Consider the following 21,650-nt stretch of genomic DNA (forward strand, 5'->3'; position numbering starts at 1 on the left):
AGAGTTATCCACATTATCCACATGACGTTGTGCACAAGCTGGGTATAACCTTCCGCTCGCAAATGGGCAGTCAAGGCAGAAGATTCGAAAAACTACGGCAAAAAGGACTCCCGCCAGATATACTTCTATCTGATATAAGGGAATCCTGCTACTTATGTCCTGTAAATTGAGTAAATCGTCGAATTATTCTTCCTTGTCTGCCAAAATCATGATTTCTACGCGACGATTGCGAGCCCGATTCTCTTCATTGGAGTTGTCCACCAGCGGCTTGTGCTCTCCCCATCCAGCTACGGTAAATCGGGGAGCCGGCAGCTCGTGCACGTCGACCATCTCACGCATTACCGCGATGGCACGTGCCGAGGAAAGCTCCCAATTGGACTTGTGGGCACTGCGCCCGATCGGCACATCGTCCGTATATCCCTCGATGCGCACCAAATGGGGGTATTGCTGCAGAACGCCAGCTACTGTCGCGACGACCTCTTTGCCTTTTTCCTGCAAATCGGCGGAGCCGCTCCGAAATAAAATCGTCTCCGGCAGGCGAATACGCAATCCTTCCGCTGTCTCCTCGAAGTCTAGATTCAATTCGTTCAAGGCTGAGGAAAGCTGGGTCCTCAGCTTCTCCATGTCGCGCTCTCCCGTCTCCTGGGAACCCAGTGGCGGCTGCGGTACAGGCGGTGCTTCTCCCTGGCTCTCCAGGGCGCCGTCCTCTGACAGTGTCTTTTTCCGCGCCTCCAGCTGATGCACTTCGCGTTGCAATTCCAGCTTTTGCAGGTTCAACAAGTCCAGGCTCTCGTGCACCTGGTGAAGATTTTCCTGCTGCTTGGCCACTTCCTTTTTCGCCTCTTCCCGCTCTGTCCGGATTGCCGTCGAGGAAGAAGCCGCGATAATCACCACAATGATGAACAGCAGCGTAATCAGGTCACTGTAGCTGAGCAGCCAGCTTTTCTCCAGCTCCTTCTCGTCGTACAGCCGATCGTCATGCATAGTGACCCTGCCTTTCAATCGTTCCCCTCATGCTGCCAGGCTCTCGGACCAAAACCAGCTTCTGGTCTTCCGGCAGAAACGAATTCAGTTTTTCAAACAGCAAGCGAGGAGTTTCCATCCGCTGCAAGCCGACACAACCTTCGATGTAGAGCCTTTTTTCAAACATCTCCTGGTCGTAGATGTCCATCAGGCGGTAGTAGCACGGCAATGCCAGCATATTTGCCAGCAAGGCACCGTACAAGGTCGCTACGACCGCTGTACTCAGGCTCAGACCTGTCTGCGAGAGATCCTCTAGGCTTCCCAGAACCCCTGTCATCCCGAGCAGCGTCCCCACCAGCCCCATGCCGGGAGCAAGCAAGCTGATTAGGCGAAAAAAGCCACCGGCCTGCTGGTAGCGGTATTGCTCTCCCTTTAGTTCGTTCTCCAGCACCAGGCGAAGCTCTTCCTCAGTCACGCCTTCGATAGCCAAAAGGCTGCCGCGTTGGACGAAGGTATCACGCTCTTGCTGCAGCTCCTTCTCCAGTGTGAGCTGGCCTTGCTCTTTTTGCACAAGCGCGTAGTAGTAGAAACGCTTGATGGTCTCCTCGACGTTCCCCTGGCGGCCGTGGATCAAGAGTCGGATCATGCTGCGCAGCTTTACGTGCTTGCGCTTGATCGCGTAGGAGATCAGGATGGCCAGAGCGACCATTTCGAGGGCGGCGAGGTTGAGCAGGTCGGAGAGATTGCCGTTGAGATAGACGGCGTGTATGAAGATGAGAAGGACGGTACATATGAGGAGTATGGAACGGCGTTTTGTTGACAAGGGTGTCACCTTCCTAGTAGATTGCGAAAAGATGAGATCATTATAGCAAAAGTTGTGAGAGTTCAGCATATATGTACAGGTGATCGCAGTAATGAATGGAAGCGGATAAGACGATAAACATAAAGAAAGCCAATCGACAGCGAGGTGAACATATGAACGCAATTCAATTGCAACAATCGGTCAATATCAGTTTGACCAAGCAGGTGCAGGAGACGGTGCAAGCCCAGGCAGCGATGTTGTTAGAGGGGTTTGCACAGACACAGCAGAATGTTCAGGCAGTATAGGCGGTGCATCCGTCGTTGGGGAAGGTTATTGATCTCCAGGCATAGGCACGCCACTAATACTACCTTTACGTGAAAAACGGCCGAATACCGGCCGTTTTTAATTTTTGCGATCAAAAAATGCTCCATACCCACTTGGTCCCTCATCATTATATGAGTGCATTGCTTGCTTGCTGCGTTGAACTTTGTTTAGCTGATTTTGAACACCTTGTTTTTGTTTGTCCATAAGCGGAATCAATCGTTGATTAACATCGTAAATCTTAGTTAGTTTCTCACGTTGTAAATCAGAAGCTGTAGAACTTGTAAGAGTACTATCCTGGATTTTTGAAATCAATTCATCTCGTTCATCCAAAATCGCAAGCCATTCGTCCGGATCGGATTCCGTATGTGTAACTGCCTGCTCGAGCCGAAGTGTAGCCTCAAGCAAGCGGTCTAATAGCGCGTCTACTGATTGGTTCATTGCCCTCATCCTTGATTCCTCGTTAACTGCATGGCTTCTTTCCACGTGTCTCGGAATTGGACGAAGAGATCCTCTACTTCGTTTAAAATCGTAATGTCTTTGCGCATGTTTGCTTCTATTGTTCGTTGCAGCATGTATTCGTATAGAGTGAGGAACTCTTTTGAAATCTCATAATCCTTGTTCAAAGTGGACATTAATTCGTACAGGATGTTCTGGACTTTGAGAGAGGATTCATGGGCTTTTGCAACATTCTTTTCTTCAATAGCGCTTTTCGTATGTTTGATAAACTTAATTGCGCCATTATACAGCATCAAGGTCAATTCAGCAGGAGTCGCGGTTGTTACCTGATTGGATTGATAGGTCTGAGCAGCATTTTGTAACATCTGCATGGCCCCCTGTTATTATTGTTGTCCCAGCATTTGTGCGAACCATGAACCTTGGGATTGGGCTTGGGACATCGCCTTTTCCATAGCGGTGAATTGCTTCCAATAGCGGTCTTCAATCATTTTCAGGCGGTCTTCCCAGCGTTGAATGTCTTCGTCCGTTTGCTTGAGTTTCTTACCGAGACTACTGTCGTCATAAATGCTTCCGGATGCACCCGCTTCTTTTGTTACCTTGTCCATGATTTTATTCAGTTCGCTGTAGAGGCGTTCCGCCACACCGCTTTCTTTGTACTTCGTAGCAGAGTCGTTAGAACTGCTGTAGTTCGTGAACAGTTTGAGCACGTCCTCACCATTATTGCGAATTGATTCTCGCAGCTTGTCTTCGTTGATATACAGTTTGCCGTTTTCCTGGTAGGCGAATTTTCCGGGTGGCGGGCCGCCGATCCCAATCTCAGAGAGCGTATCAAATGCGGTGTTTACACCAGCTACCTGCAGTGGTGTACTCAATGCCCGTCTCAGTTCGGTTAATCCACTCGTCAGAATCGGATCACGTAAAAGAATACCGCTCTTTGCCATCGTATCCATTTTTTCAGCTGTTTTTTCAGAAAGGGCTTCCTTTTCTTCATCCAGCAACGGCTGGTATGATTTATATTTTGGCTCGGATATTTTTTTGTTTATGGTTTCGATGATTGCATTGTACTTGTCGACGAAATCCTTGATTGTATTAAAGATCGCTTCTTCATCTGTTTTGGTGCTGATTACAACAGGAGTTGTGGTTACCTGTTTTAGGTTAATATCGATACCGTCAAAATTGAATGTGTTTGTTTTAGAAGTATATGAAACACCATTTACAGTGAACTTCGCTTCTTCCCCGCCGGACACACCCGAAGAATTTCCATTAGCAATATTGAAGCTATTGGAAGTGTTCGAAGTGGAAACGTTAAAGGTCTGGTCATCATCTGATGTCAGGGCTAATTTCCCATCAAAGAAAGTCGCTTTAATTCCCAAATTGGCGCTGTTGATTTCACGAATGGTCGTTTCAATGGATTGATTTTCTTTAATGATGAAGTCCTTCGTTTCCGCTCCCTTTGTAAGAGTCAGAGTAAATTCAGCAGCATTTGTTGTTGAAGCCGGGCTGAATACAGCCATCGGTGGTGTAGCAGGTTTTGCAAGTTGTTCTACAGTGATGGCATAGCTCGCCATAGCCGGTCTCCCTTGGGCACTGGCTGATACTATATTGTCATTTTCCGAAGATGCCACTTTCTTGCTAAACGTACTGGACATCCGAAGAGTTTTCAACGAATTCTGCAGATCCGCGAGAAGAGTGTTCATCTCCCTGTAGGAATCCCGCTTCCATTCGGTTAAATATTTACTGCGCTGCAAACGGTTGATTGGCTCGCGCTGCGTTTTCATCAGGTCCTTGATGATCTTCTCCGTATCCATCCCTGAAGCCATACCACTGATGCGAATTCCCATTTCTTCCGCCTCCTATCTTTTTTCGTCCACAAGCAACCCGATCATCTCGTGCATTTTGGCGACCATGTCCATCACTTTTTTCGAAGGAATTTCCTTTACTACTTCATTTGATTCCTCATTAATTACCTGAACATAGTACTCATTTAACTCTTCGTGCAAAGTAAACTTTAAGTGCGTATTTGTAGCCTGCAGCAATTTGTTTAACCCTGCGATTTCTTTCTCTATCTCACTCTTACTCTGATAATGAGGATCTTGTTTGTCTTTAATCAGTTCAGATGAAACTTGCGAAACTACTTCTTGCCTTTGGCTACCCAGTCGCCCCTGAGATGAAAGAATCGAAGAGATCTCCATACTATTCCCCCCAAAAAGTGCTTTCTTATTTTATATATCGGTAAGTTAAAGGAATAGCTTTATTTTCTTTTGCAGTCCCTTCCTATTTTTTTCAATTCACAATTCTGGCACGTTAACCGATACTGTAGATATGGTGTATTTAAGGAGAGATAATATGGAGAAAAACATCAGACAAGCTCTTGTACCACAATATATGAAGAACTTTCAGTGTATTGGCTCAGCTTGTGAAGATACATGTTGCCAAGGATGGACAGTGGGAATTGATAAGAAAACTTACAAACTCTATAAAAATTTACGGGATAAAGAGTTATATCCGGCTATTACAGACAAAATGAAACGTATCAAAAACGGCGCTAGTGACTTTAATTATGCAATGATTAAGATGAACGAGGAAGGAAAATGTCCTCTTCTCAATCAAGATCAATTATGTTCAATGCAGCTCAAATTAGGAGAGGACTATCTCTCTAGTGTATGTTCAACCTATCCTCGTATCCTGAACAGGGTTAACAACTCACTTGAACAATCCGCATCTTTATCCTGTCCAGAAGCTGCACGACTTGCCCTCTTAAATCCTGATGTTATGCAGTTTGAAGAAGTCGATTTGGAGATTCCCCCCAAGACACTTGTTTTGCAAAATCTAAATATAGACAATCCTTCTTCTGAGGAATATTACTTTTGGAATGTCCGGGTTTTTACAATTGAAATATTGCAGAATAGGAATTTTTCGATTACGGAGCGATTACTGGTTTTAGGAGTGTTTTTTGACCAGCTCCAAGCAATTTTGACAGACCAAAATTATCAAGAAGTGCCATCTTTTATTGAAGCATTTAAAACTGTTGTTCAAATGGGAACTTTGCGAGATAGCCTTAATGAAGTCCCAACTTCTTACGATGTTCAATTCCAAATCATCAAGGCTTTGATTGACCTTCGTCTTGCACTTGGCGTTAAAAATCAAGCATATCTTGAATGTGTACAAGATACATTAAATGGTTTATCTGTTACTGATGATATGTCTAATTATAACGAACAAATTAGTGCTTATCGTTCTGCTTTTAAAGAGCACTATTTACCCTTTATCGAGAATAACCAGCATATATTAGAAAACTACCTTGTCAATTATGTTTACAAAGGCCTTTTTCCATTTACTTCTGGAAGAATCAATGTCTTTGAAGAGTATGCACTTCTGGTAATTCACTACTCTATGATAAAAACTCATCTTATTGGTATGGCAGGCTACCACAAGAATAGCTTTAATACTGATCTGGTCATTAAACTGATCTATTCTTTCGGCAGAGTTATCGAACATAATTCCACCTATGTGTACATGATTTCAGAGAAATTAAAACAAAAAGATCTTAAAACCCTGGCACATCTATCGATCCTTATAAAGAACTAATAAAACCATGAGAACTGGCATTGGTGATAGCCAGTTCTCTTTTTGTCATCTATTAAAAATGAAATAACAAAAAGCTACCGAAGAGAATCTCGGTAGCTTCAAGATTAAAGGTACGTATATACTGAAAAAATTAACGCAGCAATTGCAATACGCCTTGTGGCAATTGGTTTGCTTGTGCCAGCATAGCTTGAGAAGCTTGAGTAAGAATGTTGTTCTTGGTGAATTGCATTTGCTCCTTCGCCATATCTACATCACGGATACGGGATTCAGCAGCAGTTAGGTTTTCAGCCGTAATGTTCAAGTTGTTGATAGTGTTTTCGAGGCGATTTTGGTTAGCACCCAGGTAAGAACGCGCAGCACTCACAGCATTGATTTGAGCTTCAACAGCTGCCAATGTAGTTTGTGCATCTGCTTGAGTATTGATTTTCCAACTCTTAACTGCAGTTTCGACTGCAGTAATGTCAAATTTAGTAGTATCCAGATCCAGCTTTTGAGCTGCTTCTTGACCAATTTGCAGAGTGATTTTATTATTAGCTGCTGTATTGTCAAGCAAGCTGATACCATTAAATTTGGTGTTACCTTTGATGTTGGTAACCTCTGCAGTCAGCTCGGTCAGCTCTTCTTGAAGGCGAACACGGTCGGTAGCTTCTTCGTATGTTCCGTTTGCAGATTGAGTCGCAATTTCTTTAATACGAACGAGCATATTGTTAACTGTTTGCAGAGCACCCTCAGCAACTTGGATCAGGGAGATACCGTCCTGGGAGTTGCGGGAAGCTTGTTCCATACCGCGGATTTGCGCACGCATACGCTCGGAGATCGAGAGACCTGCAGCGTCGTCAGCAGCACGGTTGATGCGGTAGCCGGAAGACAGTTTTTCAACGTTTTTGGACAGGTTGCCAGTGTTTACACCCAGTTGACGGTGCGTGTTGATCGCAGACATATTGTGTTGGATAATCATGTACAATTCCTCCTTGAGAGTTCGACAGTCACGTCCCTGTGACTGTTGCTATTTATTTAGGACGAATCGCAATCGCGCGCTTGCGACTTTGTCCCTACATTTCTATTATCGGAATCTACTGATAAGGTTGTTAGCATATTTAGAGTTTTTTTCTTCTTTTTTCTGCAAAAAAAATAAAAAGATGATCTAGTGACCATCTTCGGATTTCTGATTCATTTGCATGAGTTGTTTTACAGCCGACCAATCACTTTGATTCTGTGTAGCCAATCTATTTTCCTCCTGAATTGCATCGTAAATCTCTTTCCGATACACACCCAGTTTCCGAGGTGCCGCGATCCCGATGCGCACCTGGTCTCCTTCAATAGAGATAATCTTGATTTCAATGGTGTCACCGATCATTATGGATTCATTCTTCTTTCTAGAAAGGACCAGCATGTCTGGACACCACCTACTCTTGATCCGCAGCTTGTTGCCCAAACAACGGCTGACGGATGGAATACGTATCTTCTGGCAAGATGATTTGTCTACCCATTCGATTGCTTAGATTCACCACGATGGGAGCTTTTAAATTGACCGTAGCCTGATGATTGCCCCGGATCGTGACAATAGAAAACACCGCAACAGGAGAATCCCCATTAAGGTGAAGGGCTTCCTTGGACGCATCGGTCAGCGAAAACTGGTAGTGAGGAAAGAAAGAAAAGGGATTTATCACCCAGAATCCGACATCCTTTTCTTCCGTAGACTGAATCAGAAAAAACGGACTTTCCTCTTCCTGCACCAGTTGAAAAAACTGCAAATGGGAAAAACCAGGAAGGCCTTCTTCAAAAAATAGCTTGCCCAATTCTACTCGTTGACTTGCGTTCATATTTTCGCCTCGCTTACATCATTCGGTCCAACTGGCTACCCACGACATCAATTTTCAAGCTATTGTATTGTATCATATAAGGCTCTACCTTGCCCGGCGTATAGGATAATTCAGGGGGCTTGGTTACAGGATTCATGGTCATACCGTTGCGCTGGACCTGGATCACCACTGGCTTGAGCTGAATGTGAATATCCACACCCTCATCTGCTGATGCAGAAGGAGGTCTATATCCGCCTTCCAGTACTCGTAGCCCTTTTTCCCTGCCAATAGCAGCGATGGCGTTTTCCTTGGTATAAATTCGCATTAGACGATCGCCTTCCTGACTCTTTTCAGCGATCGCCTGCATTGCCTTTCGTTTTCCGTATGCTGCATTGCTGTCACTAAATTGCATTGAAGTCATGATGCCAATATTGGCACGAGCTTGACTAGAATCGATCGACAGTTCCAGTCGTGCTTGCTCAATATCCAGTTTGGCTGGCACCTGACTTAGATTCATCTCAGCAGCCGGTTGTCTGATTTCCTGTACAGGTTTATTGATGTTTAGGCCAAGACGGGCAAAAGTACTTTCCATCCGTAATTGTGCGATTGGCATCCTGTCAGCCTCCTGTATCTCAACTCACCTTATCGCAGGAAGTCCAGCAAGGTAGGCTGAATAATTCGGGCCCCTGCACCCAATGCCGCGTTATGCACGCTCTCCTGCGTTTTCAAATCTGTCATAACCTTTGCCATATCGGCATCCTCATTTTTGGACATCAAACCGGTGATGCTTACTTCCTGGGTATCCAGACGCTCCGCGATCAATTCCACGCGGTTTACACTCGCTCCCAAAGTTGCTCTTTCTGCAAGCAAGTTATCAAATTGATCATCCATCACCGTCTGGAACTGTGTTGCCGATCTACCCGCTTTCAGTTCGTCGATGATATTATTCAACACTTTGAACACATTGCCAGCGGCATTCGGGTAATTAAATATGTTTTGGGCATTTACGTTGGAAGTGACAAAGACATTCTGACTGACTTCGAGGTTGATCGGAGAAGCATTTGTACTGACAAAGTCTCCTTTTCCACCCAGTGCGTTGGCATCAAATGGAGCTTTGTTTGTATCAGTTCCAGCGAAAATGTACTTACCATTAATCTGCTGATTTGCCAAAGTACCCATATGATTTTTCAATTCTTCTATTTCCGCACCCATCGTCTTTAAATCCTCGGGCGAAACGGCCCCGTCACCCGAGTAAACAAGCAGTTCTTTCACCCGCTTCATAATATTACCCATCTCGTCCATGGTAGCATCGGTCATATCCATCCATGACTGCGCTTCATCCACATTACGTTTGTACTGATCATTCTCCATCAGAGAGGATCTGTAAAACATCCCCCGCGCTGCGACCACTGGATCATCAGAGGGCTTCTCAACTTTTCTTCCCGAAGAAAGCATGTGCTGCAGCTTGTCCATATTGTGCATCGAATTGTTCAGATTGCGAAGCATGTTGCTATTGAGCATGGTTTGCGTTACGCGTACTGACAAGACTCATTCCTCCTATTAGAGACCGACACGGCCCATGCCGTTGATAACTTTATCCAGCACTTCATCCATGCTCGTCATGACGCGGGCAGAAGCACTGTAGGCATGCTGGTATTTAACCATTTCAGCCATCTCTTCATCGATTGATACCCCGGAAACAGATTGGCGCTGGTTGTTGACTGTCCCCACAAGCATCTCCGCGTTCTTCTGGTTACGGATCGCTTCCTGCGCATCGATCCCCATCTGGCTGATGGTATAGCGGTAGTAGTTGTCCAAAGTAGAGCTCTCGGCCAAATCTGTAGGTCCAGTACCCGCTGCAAGCACTTTAAATTTGATCGAAGCGATTGCCAGGGCGCTTTCGTTGTTCCCTACCGGTGTCCCGGCTGCCTCTGGCTTGGCCGCTGCGATGGCATCCAGGCTTTGCATAATAGCAGGATTGACCACGATTTTAGAAGCGCCTTTTGGATAGTCCTTAGTCGCTGCGTTTGCAGCCAAGGCATCGGCATCCACGAAAAATGGAAGATCCTGCACCCCGCCATTGGCGATATCCGTAAGACTGCGTCCCGCGCGGTGGAGATCATTGATTTCTTTGGTCAGGTTGACTGCCAGAACGTCCAGCCGATTCAAAATGTTAGGGACGATTTGGTCCCGTGATTCAAGGGTTCCTGCGAGATAACCCGTTGTCGGAGTGAAAGCCGCTCCACCCAACGTGATGTTGCTTTTCCCCGTCACGGGATCTTGCGTCGCTACAAACGGCTGCGATGTCACACCAGTGACGAACGCACGCCCTTCAATGGTGATGTCAACCATGCCGTTCACCGTTTGAGTCGCTCTCACTTCTACGAGTTTAGAAAGTTTGTCGATGAGGACATCTCGTTGGTCGTACAAGTCGTTTGGGGAGTAACCATGCGGCTCCACATTCGCGATCTGACTGTTTAACGCTGCAATTTGCTGACCCAGGGAGTTGATCTCCAAGGATTTGACATTCACAACGTTGTCCAGGTCTGTCCGCACCTCTTCCAGATGCGTGTAGAGGGTATTGAAGGTATCCGCAACAGCCTTGCTGCGTTCACGGACTACTGCACGTGCAGACGTATCAGCAGGGTCCTTCGCCAGGTCCTGCCATGCTTGCCACATCTGGTCCATGACCTTCGCCAGGCCTGTATCAGACGGTTCGTTCATGATGCCTTCCAGTTTGTCCAGCGTCTCCGCGCGGGCATCCCAATAGCCTTGGCGTTTGTACTCGTTGCGGTATTGGATGTCGAGGAATTCTTCCCGCAGTCGCTGAATGCTGTCCGCACGAACTCCTGTCCCCATGAGTCCGGCTTCTACCCCCGCTTGAAGGCCGACATAAGGGAGGCCGTTCGTTGTCACCATATTGACTCGTTGCCGACTATATCCTTCTGTATTTGTATTGGCGATATTGTGACCTGTCGTATTCAATGCCGCCTGTTGAGCAAACAAACCGCGTTTGCTTACTTCCAGGCCGTGAAAGGTAGATCGCATCCTAGCACCTCTTTTTATGCTTTTTTATTGAAAAAATTCCGATTCGCCTGCTTGATATCATGGGTTGGTTTTCCGTAGATATAATCATCCTCAGGCGTATCCGTGATCAAATCCAGCGTCATGTTCACAAAAGAAAGGGATTGCTTGAGCAATTGCTGATTCAGCTCATTGGCATCTCGCAATTCCCCTACGATCCGACTCAGTTCTTCGCGGTACGTTGAGAGGCGCTGCTTCTCTTCCGCGCTGGTCGTCAACTTGATCAATTCAGCCAACGTACCTTCCTGCAAGGTGAATCCCTTTTCACTGGAAAGCTCTCGCACGGCACTTTGTCGCGCCGTCTCCGCAGCCGTTACCCCTTTGATCAGCTTTTGTTCCTGTCGGGTAATAGCCACCAGCTCGTCGATCTCACCTTTGATCAGTATCTGCTTCTTCTGCTCGGCCAGGGTATACATGGCTTTGTGCAGTTGGATCAAGTTGTCGAGCAGATCGTAGAGTGTCTCCATCTTCGTCATGTTGTTCCCTCAGCTTCCTCGAAGAAGTGTGCTACCATTTTTTCCAAAAGGAAAGGAACTTGTCCGCGATTTTCTCGCTAGGCACATGGTACGTGCCTTCCTGAACCTGTTTGCGCAGCTGCTCTACCTTTTCGCGGCGCGCAGGAGCATTCGGGTCTTCGATTTGTTTCAGCATCTCCATGGCCTCTGTAGAAATTTTCACTTCATCTTTTCCCATCGCCATTTTTCCTTTTTTGCTCACTGATGCGGTACCCGTCTTATTGTATGCCTGAATCATCCCTGTACGATTGGGTTCATGTATTCGCATGCGAAACCATCCTCTCAAGCGATCGGTTCTTCCTGATCGCCTTCTGTAGGTAAAATAAAAATAAAACCGACGATACTTCTTAGTAGTATCATCGGCAATTTCGTTTCTAACGATTAGTTCTTTTCTTTGAAAACTATCTAAGTCAGGCGAGGTACTCCTACTTCATATAAGTGGGTGAATCGCTTTTCTTTTTGCCTGCTTTTGTATATAATTAAAACAAGAACAAATGTTCCTATTTAGGAATATAGGAAAAAGGAGGTGAAAAAACATGAAAGGCAAAAGTTCCTACCAAACCTACCAGATTTGGATCAAACCAGGCCATCGGCTGTTTCCATATTTTCAAGGGATGTGTCAACAAGCCAAAGGTTTGTATAACACCACGAACTTTTACATCCGACAGGTGTATACCGCAGTGACCCAAGAGAAGGGGCTTCAACCACTTCAACAGGAGGTGATGGATGCATTGATTCGGCATATTGATGCTATCAACGACAACCAGCTTCTCGCCTATCAGAAGAAACAAGAAAAGGAATGGTTGAAACCTTTAGAACAACGCAAAGAAGTCCATGCCAACCTCTTTTCTCTTCCGACGAAAGCGAATGCAATGATCACCTATCCCTTTCTCGATGCGTTATTTAAAGCGATAGGGCAAGAAAATTATCGTTCCTTGCCTGCGCAAAGCAGTCAAAACATCATGAAAGTCGTCTTTCAAAATTGGAAGAGCTTCTTCGCCTTGCGGAAGAAGTGGCGCGATCATCCTGTTTCTTTGACAGGAGAGCCGCGTATTCCGAAGTATTGCCGTACTTCGCAAAAAGAAGTGATTTTCACCAACCAGGATTGTAAAATCAAAAATCAGCGGTTCTTAAAGCTTCCCCATACGAAGCAACGCTTGAATATCGGCAAAGTGGGTTATACCAACGGAAAGCTGATGCAAGTTCGTGTTATTCCATACTATGGACGTTATGTGGTCGAGCTGATCTTCACCTGCGAAGAACAGCTACAAGTGCATCCCACGCATCGGGTGATGGCGATGGATCTGGGCATTGATAACCTGGCAACCATTGTGACCAATACAGGCAGAACGCCAACATTGGTCAAGGGCAAGGTCGTCAAATCGATCAATCAGTATTACAACAAGCAGAAGGCGCACTATCATGGCATTTTGCGGCAAGGAAAGAAAGCGTACGAAGGTCAAATGACTTCGCAGCGCTTGGAACGTTTACATCGTAAACGATTTCTGAAAATCAAGGATTTCTTTCATAAAGCGAGTTATGCCATCATGGGAATCGCTTTGCAAGAGCGGATTGGAACCATTGTCATTGGTCACAACAAGCAATGGAAAAGCGAAGCCAACATGGGCAGGCGAAATAATCAGTCGTTTTGCCACATTCCGCATCATCTACTCATCCAGATGATTCTGTACAAAGCAAAACGCTTGGGCATTTCGACCGTCGTGCGAGAAGAATCGTACACCTCAAAGGCAAGCTTTCTAGATTGTGATGATATTCCCGTATATGGGGAAAGTGATACGAAAAAGCTCTTCTCGGGAAGACGGATCCACCGTGGCATGTATCGCTCTGCAACAGGCATGTGCATCAACGCTGATGTGAATGGTGCATACAACATTTTGCGAAAAGAAGTTCCAACGGCATTTGCTAATGGAATAGAGGGGTTGGACAGCCTTATGGCTGTCGCAGTGTCAACTCCGCTTGTGTTAAGCGTCCGATAAGGACGAGACACAAGAAACCCCCACCTCTACAGGTGGAGGGAGTATTCATTCGTCTCGATTCTGCTTTCTTCGATAAGCTGCGACCATTTCCTTCGCTTTTTCTTGCTCTTCCAGGCGTTTTTCGACAGCGAGGTCCTGGGTGATGTCGTGCTTCAGACCGCGCATGCACGATTCACAGATATTACCCTTGCGAATCAGAAATCCGCAGCTCTCGCACGGATAACCCAACTCCGGATTTCCATCGACAGAAATTCGGCCTTCTTTGATAAATTTCGTAATTTGTTTCACGCTCACGCCGGTCGCTTCGCTAACCTGATGGATATTGGAGCCGCGATTTTCCCGCTTTCGCAAGAATTTGGCGCAAACCTCGTATTCCTTCTCTACTTCTTGATAACACTTGGGGCAAATGTCACGAGCTGCCCGTACAAACAGAGCATCACAACGCGAACAATTCGATAAACTGCCCAAAGACATATACGTCCCCCCTTGCACCAATTGTTTTCGTAACCCGACATATATTTCCATCATAGCGTATATACTTTCGATTGGCTATCTTCCAAATTGGATTATCTAAAAATTGTCAAGGACCAAATGTGAGATTTTACAGTTTCGTCTTTATGAATGGCTTGCGCACAGGCCCGAAGAGTGGAGCCCGTGGTATAGATGTCATCAAGCAAGAGGATTCGGGATGGCTTTTTGGGGTGGGCGGCTTCTCCCTTCCAGGCAAAAGCATCCTGCATGCTATGAATGCGCACTTCACGTCCTGTCTGCTGACTGAGCTTGGCCGTCTCTTTCGTACGTGTCAAAGCATCCTGCACTGGCACACCAATGGCTCGACTGAGTTGTCCAGCTACTCTTTCCATTTGGTTGAAGCCACGCTCGCTCAAGCGTTTTGCGTGCAAGGGAACCGCCACCAGATAATCAAATTGTCCAGAGCGAAAATAGCGATAGATAGCAAGCGTCAGCAGTTTGCCGAAAAAATCGGCTAACCGTTCATCTCCGCGGTATTTATACAAACCAAGCAGATCCTTGCCCCAATCGTCATAGCGAAGCAACCCCCGGTTTCCCCCAAGTGCACTTTCGCCTATCGATCGGCAGTCTCTACACCGCAGCGCCCTACTCTCCAGCAGATTCTGCTGTCCCTGATGCTCCCAGCTCCGCCCGCATTGTTCACAGATTCGCTCCCCAATCACTGGCATTTCCTCCAGACAACCAGCACATAGAGGAAGCTGATCCACCAGGCGATACATATGAGCGTAGCTTGTTCTTCCGGACAATCGGACTGCCCAGCTCCGCACAACCGCCTCCCGCTGATTCCGGGCAGCGACTCGTATACCGCATCTCACACAACCCCGTTGGCTCATGCCATTTCCCTCCTGTCACGCAGCTGCTTGGCAAGCTGATTCATCTGCGTGATTTGGCGCACGGCTGCCTGAGGAGCAGCTGCCCGATAGCTTTGCACAAAGAGGACTGTACCCTTTGGATCATCGGGGGAGCGTCCGACACGCCCGGCGATTTGCACCAAAGAAGCTTCATCAAAGACTGGAGCCTGTGCCCCTACCACCGCCACATCACTCCCCGGAATCGTCACGCCCCGCTCGAGAATGGTCGTCGTCACCATCAGCTTGACCGCTTTTTCACGAAACGCCATTACTTTTTCCTCGCGGGCAGGGTCCGAAGCATGAACACCTGCCATCCCTTCCCGATAATCAGGCAACATGACCTGCAGATAGCCCAGCATACGCGGCACCTCTTCTACGCGCGGCACGAATACAAACACCTGTCGCCCGGCATCCAGTGATGCTTTCAACATATCGTGGAGCGGCGTGATTACCCTGCCGGCAGCGAGCAGCTTGTCCAACCCCGAAACCGTGCAAATTTGGGGAACAGGCAGCGCGTGGCCATGGTAGCGTCCGGGCAGCAGGACATGACTTGATGAATACAGGGCATATGACGATCGGCCAAGAAGTGATTTCTTCTTGGCTACGAGCCTCTTTTGCAGATAGCGCGGTGGTGTCGCGCTCAAATAGAGGAGTCTTCCGCCTGTCTTAACGGCGCGAGCCACCGCTCGATACAGGACTGGATTCTGGTGATAGGGGAATGCGTCTACCTCGTCCAGCACTACCAGAAAAAAGCGTTGGTAAAAACGCATGACCTGGTGTGTCGTCGCAATAGCGATGTCGCATTCCTCCCACTTTTCCTTGCTCGATCCATGTACGGCAATGACACGCGCTTCCGGAAATACACGCTGAATCCGTGGAGCCAACTCCAATACTACGTCCTTTCGCGGGGTGGCGATCAGCACCCTTTCCCCCTGTTCCAATGCCGCGACGACGGAAGGGAACAGAAGCTCCGTCTTTCCTGCCCCACAGACTGCCCAGATCAGGAACTCCACGTTTCTCCCCCAGTGATTGAGCACAAACTGGCGCGCTCTGTCCGCCGCTACCTCCTGATCCCGGGAGTAGCGTCCAGACCATGCAAGTCGCCCTGCATGACCTGTATGAGAGGAGGGAGCTCTTTTGGCTGGCACACATAGAAAAGGCGTACAACACTTGCTCCGCCCCATGCCTATACACTCCGTGCAATACGCGCAGCCTTGTCCGCAAGTGTGACAGGTTGTCAGTTCGATTTTCTCCTTGCCGCTGCCGCATCTCGTGCACTCCAGCTCCAGGGAATGACGCAGCCAGCTTTTCCTGACTTGCAAACGCACCCCGGGAAGCCACTGCGCATCCCCTGACAGTACCAATCGCTGCAATAGCTGCGGCAAGTCCGGCACTGCTATTCCATGCGTTTGAAGCAGCCTCTCCATCTCCTCCCACAGCAAGGCTCTGCCTGCCAGCACCTCTTTTACCTGTTCGATGTCTCCTCGATTCGATAATGGGCTGCTGCCGCCATCCTGCTCGTCAACTCTCTCACGCCAGGCAAACCACTCTCTCGGACCACTCTGATCATCTGAAAAGGTGTGACCGTACAGAGCGTTAGACTCGCGAACACCGGTAAGCGCGATCTGTCTCATCCCAGCCAATGCCTGCTCATTGACAGTGCTGGCCTGCCTTTCCTGCAAATACTGATGTAACCGTTCACGCAAGGAGAAGGCCATCGCTAGCGAGGGCGTGCGGCCGATCACATAGAGTTGGCTTCCCTCCTTCTCCTGCCAGAAGTGCTGGTCTACCCGAAAGCAAGGTGTCACGTAGGCCTGGATCGGCTCCCGCCCGACTTTCACATACAACAAGTACTCTCGCACATGAACTCCCCCCCCGTTCTGCATCCTTGTCCACAGTTTGCAAAAAGACAGCGGGAAGTGCAAATAAAAAGGGGACCCGCTTCAAAATAGGTCCCTACTTCATTATTCATTCGCTCTTTACTTAAAACGGCTTAATTGATGCGGTCTTATTGATCCGTTTCTACATAACCGAGATCACTTAAGGTTAGGTCACTGTATGCCCTGCCTATCTTGTATGTACGTATTCTTTCTGTTCCACTAGCAGGTTCAATTATCCCTTTTCTTATCCATTCCTTTGCCCATTCTGTTATTGTTCTGGTAACAACATTAAACTCGCCCGCAATTTCCTTTGGAGTGATCTCGCCATTCTTGGTCAATAATAGTTTTACGACAATCAATTCACGCGGCTCTAATTTATTCACTCTTGGGTCGATATGCTGTTTATACTTATTTTGAGCAATACGAGCTACTTTCTGAAAGGCTTTTTCCATGATCAAGACGAAGTACTCGAGCCAAGGCGCCAAATCAGGCGGGTTGTTTCTTCCATCGTAATACAACACAGGGAGATTCATTTGTAATTTTGTGTAATAACCTTGGAGATCTGACACATAGTACTCTTCCATCGAATTAAATCCCTTCAAATCATAGCCTTCGATACTAAGGATATATGTAGCGAGAGCCCGTGCTGTTCGTCCATTTCCATCATAAAACGGATGAATCGTTAAGAGTTGGTAAGCTGCGATCCCCGCTCGAATAGGTGCAGGCAAATCTCTGGCATCATCACTATTAACCCAAGCAACAAATGATTTCATTAGTTGTGGTACATCATTTGCTTCTGGCGGAATATATTCAGGTTGTCCTGTCACACTGTCATAAACTGCAAATAACACCCCAGGTCTCGTAGGACCCCTATATTCACTTTCTTCCGTTCTTCTTCCTGAGCCCCTGACTTCAATGATGGAGTGCAATCGCTTTATAAAATCTTCACTGATAGGAATCTTCAGCCTTCTCGAAGTACTTAAAAAGGATAGCGCATTCCAATAATTCCGCACCTCTTGTTCTGCCTTTAACCCTTGCCGATCACGATTTTTCATAATGGCCTCAGAAACTTCTTCCAAGCCCAAGGGATTCCCTTCAATTCTGGTCGAATAATGAGTCATTTTTAGTTTTGCTTCTTTACGCAATTCTTTTTCAATGTCTTTTGGGAGAGGAAGCATTTCAACTGTATTTTTATATTTTTCAATAGACATTAAGGATTTTACGATCCTATCGTTATATTTGAATCGTGGTTGATACACAAAACTGCCCCCCTTTCTCACTTCTGGACATTCGCTATTCATTGTTATTTCCTCGTTATTTATTCGCTATTTATTCGCTATTTCCTCGTTATTTATTCGCTATTTATTCGCTATTCGCTCGCAACCTTTCGAAAACAAAAAAAGAGCACACCGGCTCTTTTCCATTTCGCAAAGCTCACCCATCTCCAGATGGCTAAGCTCCTGCCTTCTCTTGCCTCAAGTCAATGATAATCGCCTTGGTCTGCGCCAGTCCATGATGACCGTCTGTGGACCAGCAATACGGATAACGTTCATACAAGGCAGCCATTTTCTTGGTATCATCTACAGATCCTTCATCCTGCAGGGTAATTCGTATCGACTTGCCGCTCCAATAAGAACGGAACAGCAAGCGACGAATGACACCCTCCAGCACCTGCTCCGAATCACGGAGCAGCAAACGATAATGCTCATCAGGGAACTCAGCCGCGCTGCCCATCCTGTCAGTCATCCGCTCGAGCAGCATCACCAACAGAGAAGAGCAGCCAAACGCCGCTAACAGCCATATCAAAAAATCTGCCATCGCGGTCATACCTCCTCTTCCTTCATAGGTATGCCGGATGGCTTGGACAGGGTGCTAGTGAAGCTGTAATTTACAATTTGACCCAACCGTTCTTGATCGAATTGACTACTGCCTGTGTGCGGTCCTGCACATTTAACTTTTGCAGAATGCTGCTGACGTGGTTTTTCACCGTTTTTTCACTGATAAACAGGAATTCGCCAATCGCACGGTTGCTTTTTCCCTCCGCCATCAATTGCAGGACTTCACGTTCGCGGCGAGTCAAGGATTCGATCATCTTCGGATCGACAGCATTGGCATCATCAACAGCAAAGCTGCGCTCAGCCATTCCTTCCTGATCGCTCAGACGGCGAAACTCTTCAATCAGTTTTCCCGTTACCTTGGGATGTATGTATGCCCCACCACTTGCGACTACCCTTACGGCATCCACCAGGTCAGATGTTCCCATTTCCTTCAAAAGATAACCCGATGCACCTGAACGAAGCGTTCGGTAAACATAGCCCTCATCATCGTGAATGGAAAGCATGATTACACGTGTATCTGGACTGGCGGAAATCACACTTTCAGTAGCAGAGACACCATTGATATTCGGCATGTTGATATCCATCAGCAGCACGTCAGGCTTGTATTCTTCCGCCAGCTTAGAAGCGTCTCCACCGTCAGCTCCCTCGCCGACCACCTTAAAATCGTTCTCCATCTCCAAAATACGCTTTACGCCTTCGCGAAACAATTGATGGTCGTCTACAATTACGATCCGGAGCTCTTGCTGTCTCTTTTCCATGGTTCTTCCCCCTATTCAGATTATTTATGTCGCTCGTTCATATTTTGAGTGGAATCTGGAACAATACCTTTGTACCCTCTCCAGGAGCTGACTGTACTTCAATTTCTCCTTCCAAGAGCTGCGTTCGCTCATTCATTCCCAAAAGCCCAAAGGAACCGCCTGTAGCCATCCGTTCATCCAAATTAAAACCGATGCCATCGTCCTTCACGACTAAACGCAAGGATTCCTGCAAAAATTCCAGTTTGACCTGTACTGTATTCGCATTGGCATGCTTTTCCACATTGTTCAAACATTCCTGCACCAATCGAAATATAGCGGCCTTCACCGAGCTTCGCAGCGGCGGCTCCACACCAAATACGACCAGATCAATCGTGGTTTCAATGCGTTCCTCGCACGTTCTGATATATTTTTGCAAGGTCGGAACCAGCCCCAAATCATCCAATGCCATCGGACGAAGATCAAAAATAATTCGTCTAACATCTGCTAGACTCATACGAACCATTTCTTTTAACTCATGCAATTCCATTTGCGCTTCGAGGATGCGCTCGTTCTTCAGCATGCGTTCTACGATTTCGGAGCGAAGTACGACATTTGCCATCGACTGCGCTGGTCCATCATGGATTTCACGCGCTACCCGCTTGCGTTCTTCCTCTTGTGCCTGAATGACCTTCAAATTCATCAACTGATGCTGCTTGGCCGATTCCAGCGCCTCGCCGATTTTACTTAAATCACCAGTCAGATACCCCAGCACGACCCCCATTTGAGAGACGAGCTTTTCTGCGCGTACAATGGTCTCCTCCAGCGTGCGCAGCTGTCGCTCCAAATCGTTTCGTCTGCGCTTCAGGTTGTTTTCCCGTTCACGGAAAATAGAGAGATCCACCTGGATTCGACTCGCTTCTTCGTACGCAATCCGAATATCTTCCTCGGTGTACATATGAAAATTGCGGCTCACCAAAACAAGTCGATTACGGGATTTGCGATAAGCAAGCTCCAGTGCATCCACCTTTTGAATCACTTTTGAGATTTCCTGACGCAGCTCGTGAAGATCCAGCTTCATCGAATTTCCTTGCTGTCTGGCATTCTCTGCTATATCAAAAATTTGGCTTTTACTCGTTTCCACTGTTTCAATTGTTCGTTTGATGACTCCATCGAGCACGCTGATGTCGATTGCTTTGTTCATGACTGCTCTCCTTCAAACGTGTTTTTCGCATTCGTGAAAAGTTGATGGAGCTTCTCCAGGTCCATATTGCGTGTCCCGACGTCAAATCGAGTGATCGCAAAAGGATCTGTCTCACTCGTTACCACACCCGGAGTAGAATGAAAGACAAATCGATAACCGGCCTGCTTCGCTGTCTCCAGAACGACGGGGTTGGTGTAGCCATACGGCAAGGACAGTACCTCCACAGGACGTCCCAACCAATCGCTCAAGCCGATCCTGGACATGCTAAAATCCACATAGAGCCGATCTCGATATTCCTTCTCCTTTTCCAGGCGTTGCAAATCTTCCAAATAGACGGGGGCGGTCACAGGCCCCATCTCTCCCCATTCATTTCGCTCTTTTTCTCCATGTAAGCTGTAGGTGTGGGAGCCAAAATCAGCTAGCCCCGTTGCGACCAATTCCTTTACCTGCTGTCGGGAAAGGGGTGTCGTCATATTTTCCCGCTTTCTTTCTGCTACATCTCTCACACGGCCCGCAATAGCAAAATTGACGGATGGATAGTTGTATGTACGCATGATCGGAAATGCCTCTGTGTAATAGCTCTCGTATCCGTCGTCAAACGTAATCAGTACGGCATTGGCAGTCGGCAGACTCCCCGTATTCATGAATTGCACAAACTCTGTTAATGTTATCGGATGCAAATCATTTTTGTGTAAAAAAGACATGTGCTGAGCAAATTGATCAGGAGACAGAGCATAGGGTTGATTCGATTGCTCTGCTACGTGATGATAAGACAAAACGACAACCTGATCGCGGTACCACTGTTTGCGCGGAACAGCTGTTTCTTCTACCGTTGTGACGTTCGACTCAGCAACTATTGGTTCACTTGTGCTTATTGACGTGTTCACCTGAGGAAAAGGTTGCACTTCGAGAGTATTATTTTTTACCAGGCGTTGCCCTAAGAGCAATCCGACAATGACGAACATGAGCAGAAAGATCACGAACATGAGAAGGAAGAGCCTTTTCTTCGGCAAGAGTACCCCCTCCTCTTCTTCTACTCTAAAGAAATTCGACAGACACTGAAAAATTCCTTTATGCACTG

The 21,650-nt window shown here is 47.0% G+C and carries 25 protein-coding genes; 3 read left to right on the forward strand and 22 right to left on the reverse strand.

Annotation, left to right across the window (positions count from 1 at the left end; all coding sequences use genetic code 11):
• Window positions 1–183 precede the first annotated feature (183 nt).
• Window positions 184–984: an OmpA/MotB family protein gene (locus EDM52_RS00670; RefSeq protein WP_122907114.1), complete on the reverse strand. Its 801-nt coding sequence runs from the start codon at window positions 982–984 to the stop codon at window positions 184–186.
• Window positions 977–1,786, reverse strand: a complete 810-nt coding sequence (locus EDM52_RS00675) for a motility protein A (RefSeq protein ID WP_122907115.1) — start codon at window positions 1,784–1,786, stop codon at window positions 977–979. The genes EDM52_RS00670 and EDM52_RS00675 overlap by 8 nt, the downstream gene beginning before the upstream one ends.
• A 152-nt stretch (window positions 1,787–1,938) precedes the next feature.
• Between EDM52_RS00675 and EDM52_RS25395 the strand changes: the two genes are divergently transcribed.
• Window positions 1,939–2,070: a hypothetical protein gene (locus EDM52_RS25395; protein WP_276330089.1), complete on the forward strand. Its 132-nt coding sequence runs from the start codon at window positions 1,939–1,941 to the stop codon at window positions 2,068–2,070.
• Window positions 2,071–2,167: 97 nt separating this feature from the next.
• On the opposite strand, the gene fliT is transcribed toward EDM52_RS25395, so the two are convergent.
• Genes fliT through flaG form a run of 4 tightly spaced genes read right to left on the reverse strand, consistent with a single transcriptional unit; the run spans window position 2,168 to window position 4,737 of the window.
• A complete protein-coding gene (fliT, locus tag EDM52_RS00685) occupies window positions 2,168–2,527 on the reverse strand; it encodes a flagellar protein FliT (RefSeq protein WP_122907146.1) in 360 nt (119 codons plus the stop codon).
• A gap of 5 nt (window positions 2,528–2,532) precedes the next feature.
• Complete coding sequence (fliS, locus tag EDM52_RS00690; protein ID WP_122907117.1) at window positions 2,533–2,910, reverse strand: flagellar export chaperone FliS; 378 nt, start codon at window positions 2,908–2,910, stop codon at window positions 2,533–2,535.
• 18 nt (window positions 2,911–2,928) lie between these two features.
• Window positions 2,929–4,386: a flagellar filament capping protein FliD gene (gene fliD / locus EDM52_RS00695; protein WP_122907118.1), complete on the reverse strand. Its 1,458-nt coding sequence runs from the start codon at window positions 4,384–4,386 to the stop codon at window positions 2,929–2,931.
• A gap of 12 nt (window positions 4,387–4,398) precedes the next feature.
• Window positions 4,399–4,737, reverse strand: a complete 339-nt coding sequence (gene flaG, locus EDM52_RS00700) for a flagellar protein FlaG (protein WP_122907119.1) — start codon at window positions 4,735–4,737, stop codon at window positions 4,399–4,401.
• Window positions 4,738–4,891: 154 nt separating this feature from the next.
• Between flaG and fliB the strand changes: the two genes are divergently transcribed.
• On the forward strand, window positions 4,892–6,133 hold the full coding sequence (gene fliB / locus EDM52_RS00705) for a flagellin lysine-N-methylase (RefSeq protein ID WP_122907120.1): 1,242 nt from the start codon (window positions 4,892–4,894) through the stop codon (window positions 6,131–6,133).
• Between the two features lie 130 nt (window positions 6,134–6,263).
• On the opposite strand, the gene EDM52_RS00710 is transcribed toward fliB, so the two are convergent.
• From EDM52_RS00710 to flgM, 8 genes are all read right to left on the reverse strand, one after another.
• Window positions 6,264–7,091: a flagellin N-terminal helical domain-containing protein gene (locus EDM52_RS00710; protein WP_122907121.1), complete on the reverse strand. Its 828-nt coding sequence runs from the start codon at window positions 7,089–7,091 to the stop codon at window positions 6,264–6,266.
• A gap of 186 nt (window positions 7,092–7,277) precedes the next feature.
• Window positions 7,278–7,526: a carbon storage regulator CsrA gene (gene csrA, locus EDM52_RS00715; protein WP_122907122.1), complete on the reverse strand. Its 249-nt coding sequence runs from the start codon at window positions 7,524–7,526 to the stop codon at window positions 7,278–7,280.
• A gap of 13 nt (window positions 7,527–7,539) precedes the next feature.
• Window positions 7,540–7,956, reverse strand: a complete 417-nt coding sequence (fliW, locus tag EDM52_RS00720) for a flagellar assembly protein FliW (protein WP_122907123.1) — start codon at window positions 7,954–7,956, stop codon at window positions 7,540–7,542.
• Between the two features lie 13 nt (window positions 7,957–7,969).
• A complete protein-coding gene (locus EDM52_RS00725; RefSeq protein WP_122907124.1) occupies window positions 7,970–8,548 on the reverse strand; it encodes a DUF6470 family protein in 579 nt (192 codons plus the stop codon).
• A 29-nt stretch (window positions 8,549–8,577) separates the two neighbouring features.
• Window positions 8,578–9,480, reverse strand: coding sequence for a flagellar hook-associated protein FlgL (flgL, locus tag EDM52_RS00730; RefSeq protein ID WP_122907125.1), 903 nt, complete (start codon window positions 9,478–9,480; stop codon window positions 8,578–8,580).
• Window positions 9,481–9,495: 15 nt separating this feature from the next.
• Window positions 9,496–10,983 carry a flagellar hook-associated protein FlgK gene (gene flgK, locus EDM52_RS00735; RefSeq protein WP_122907126.1) on the reverse strand — a complete coding sequence of 496 codons (1,488 nt, stop codon included), beginning with the start codon at window positions 10,981–10,983 and terminating at the stop codon, window positions 9,496–9,498.
• A 14-nt stretch (window positions 10,984–10,997) separates the two neighbouring features.
• Entirely contained in the window at window positions 10,998–11,486 is a 489-nt protein-coding gene (locus EDM52_RS00740; RefSeq protein WP_122907147.1) for a flagellar protein FlgN, read from the reverse strand.
• Window positions 11,487–11,526: 40 nt separating this feature from the next.
• The gene (gene flgM / locus EDM52_RS00745) at window positions 11,527–11,802 is read right to left on the reverse strand and encodes a flagellar biosynthesis anti-sigma factor FlgM (protein WP_122907127.1); all 276 of its coding nucleotides are present in this window, start codon (window positions 11,800–11,802) and stop codon (window positions 11,527–11,529) included.
• Between the two features lie 268 nt (window positions 11,803–12,070).
• Here flgM and EDM52_RS00750 point away from each other — a divergent pair, with 268 nt between their 5' ends.
• Window positions 12,071–13,531, forward strand: coding sequence for an RNA-guided endonuclease InsQ/TnpB family protein (locus EDM52_RS00750; RefSeq protein WP_122907128.1), 1,461 nt, complete (start codon window positions 12,071–12,073; stop codon window positions 13,529–13,531).
• Window positions 13,532–13,576: 45 nt separating this feature from the next.
• On the opposite strand, the gene EDM52_RS00755 is transcribed toward EDM52_RS00750, so the two are convergent.
• The 8 genes from EDM52_RS00755 to EDM52_RS00790 form a co-directional block, all read right to left on the reverse strand.
• Window positions 13,577–14,005: a TIGR03826 family flagellar region protein gene (locus EDM52_RS00755; RefSeq protein WP_122907129.1), complete on the reverse strand. Its 429-nt coding sequence runs from the start codon at window positions 14,003–14,005 to the stop codon at window positions 13,577–13,579.
• A 92-nt stretch (window positions 14,006–14,097) separates the two neighbouring features.
• Entirely contained in the window at window positions 14,098–14,895 is a 798-nt protein-coding gene (locus EDM52_RS00760; protein WP_122907130.1) for a ComF family protein, read from the reverse strand.
• Window positions 14,892–16,775: an ATP-dependent helicase ComFA gene (locus EDM52_RS00765; RefSeq protein WP_122907131.1), complete on the reverse strand. Its 1,884-nt coding sequence runs from the start codon at window positions 16,773–16,775 to the stop codon at window positions 14,892–14,894. Before EDM52_RS00765 ends, EDM52_RS00760 begins: the two co-directional genes overlap by 4 nt.
• A 146-nt stretch (window positions 16,776–16,921) precedes the next feature.
• On the reverse strand, window positions 16,922–18,052 hold the full coding sequence (locus tag EDM52_RS00770) for a Fic family protein (protein ID WP_221175531.1): 1,131 nt from the start codon (window positions 18,050–18,052) through the stop codon (window positions 16,922–16,924).
• A 193-nt stretch (window positions 18,053–18,245) separates the two neighbouring features.
• Window positions 18,246–18,611 carry a glycosyltransferase family 2 protein gene (locus EDM52_RS00775; RefSeq protein WP_122907132.1) on the reverse strand — a complete coding sequence of 122 codons (366 nt, stop codon included), beginning with the start codon at window positions 18,609–18,611 and terminating at the stop codon, window positions 18,246–18,248.
• 70 nt (window positions 18,612–18,681) lie between these two features.
• A complete protein-coding gene (locus EDM52_RS00780) occupies window positions 18,682–19,389 on the reverse strand; it encodes a response regulator (protein ID WP_122907133.1) in 708 nt (235 codons plus the stop codon).
• 37 nt (window positions 19,390–19,426) lie between these two features.
• Window positions 19,427–20,569, reverse strand: coding sequence for a sensor histidine kinase (locus EDM52_RS00785; RefSeq protein ID WP_122907134.1), 1,143 nt, complete (start codon window positions 20,567–20,569; stop codon window positions 19,427–19,429).
• Window positions 20,566–21,582 carry a polysaccharide deacetylase family protein gene (locus EDM52_RS00790; protein WP_122907135.1) on the reverse strand — a complete coding sequence of 339 codons (1,017 nt, stop codon included), beginning with the start codon at window positions 21,580–21,582 and terminating at the stop codon, window positions 20,566–20,568. The genes EDM52_RS00785 and EDM52_RS00790 overlap by 4 nt, the downstream gene beginning before the upstream one ends.
• Window positions 21,583–21,650: the final 68 nt, after the last annotated feature.

Origin of the sequence: Brevibacillus invocatus (genome assembly GCF_003710915.1) — a bacterium.
GTDB classification, from domain to species: Bacteria; Bacillota; Bacilli; order Brevibacillales; family Brevibacillaceae; genus Brevibacillus; species Brevibacillus invocatus.

Bases quoted from the DNA above. Each gene is read 5' to 3' on its own strand.
- EDM52_RS00670 (WP_122907114.1), bottom strand. From the start codon at position 984: ATGCATGACGATCGGCTGTACGACGAGAAGGAGCTGGAGAAAAGCTGG.
- EDM52_RS25395 (WP_276330089.1), top strand. From the start codon at position 1,939: ATGAACGCAATTCAATTGCAACAATCGGTCAATATCAGTTTGACCAAG.
- fliT (WP_122907146.1), bottom strand. From the start codon at position 2,527: ATGAACCAATCAGTAGACGCGCTATTAGACCGCTTGCTTGAGGCTACA.
- fliS (WP_122907117.1), bottom strand. From the start codon at position 2,910: ATGTTACAAAATGCTGCTCAGACCTATCAATCCAATCAGGTAACAACC.
- fliD (WP_122907118.1), bottom strand. From the start codon at position 4,386: ATGGGAATTCGCATCAGTGGTATGGCTTCAGGGATGGATACGGAGAAG.
- flaG (WP_122907119.1), bottom strand. From the start codon at position 4,737: ATGGAGATCTCTTCGATTCTTTCATCTCAGGGGCGACTGGGTAGCCAA.
- fliB (WP_122907120.1), top strand. From the start codon at position 4,892: ATGGAGAAAAACATCAGACAAGCTCTTGTACCACAATATATGAAGAAC.
- EDM52_RS00710 (WP_122907121.1), bottom strand. From the start codon at position 7,091: ATGATTATCCAACACAATATGTCTGCGATCAACACGCACCGTCAACTG.
- csrA (WP_122907122.1), bottom strand. From the start codon at position 7,526: ATGCTGGTCCTTTCTAGAAAGAAGAATGAATCCATAATGATCGGTGAC.
- fliW (WP_122907123.1), bottom strand. From the start codon at position 7,956: ATGAACGCAAGTCAACGAGTAGAATTGGGCAAGCTATTTTTTGAAGAA.
- EDM52_RS00725 (WP_122907124.1), bottom strand. From the start codon at position 8,548: ATGCCAATCGCACAATTACGGATGGAAAGTACTTTTGCCCGTCTTGGC.
- flgK (WP_122907126.1), bottom strand. From the start codon at position 10,983: ATGCGATCTACCTTTCACGGCCTGGAAGTAAGCAAACGCGGTTTGTTT.
- EDM52_RS00740 (WP_122907147.1), bottom strand. From the start codon at position 11,486: ATGGAGACACTCTACGATCTGCTCGACAACTTGATCCAACTGCACAAA.
- flgM (WP_122907127.1), bottom strand. From the start codon at position 11,802: ATGCGAATACATGAACCCAATCGTACAGGGATGATTCAGGCATACAAT.
- EDM52_RS00750 (WP_122907128.1), top strand. From the start codon at position 12,071: ATGAAAGGCAAAAGTTCCTACCAAACCTACCAGATTTGGATCAAACCA.
- EDM52_RS00755 (WP_122907129.1), bottom strand. From the start codon at position 14,005: ATGTCTTTGGGCAGTTTATCGAATTGTTCGCGTTGTGATGCTCTGTTT.
- EDM52_RS00760 (WP_122907130.1), bottom strand. From the start codon at position 14,895: ATGAGCCAACGGGGTTGTGTGAGATGCGGTATACGAGTCGCTGCCCGG.
- EDM52_RS00775 (WP_122907132.1), bottom strand. From the start codon at position 18,611: ATGGCAGATTTTTTGATATGGCTGTTAGCGGCGTTTGGCTGCTCTTCT.
- EDM52_RS00780 (WP_122907133.1), bottom strand. From the start codon at position 19,389: ATGGAAAAGAGACAGCAAGAGCTCCGGATCGTAATTGTAGACGACCAT.
- EDM52_RS00785 (WP_122907134.1), bottom strand. From the start codon at position 20,569: ATGAACAAAGCAATCGACATCAGCGTGCTCGATGGAGTCATCAAACGA.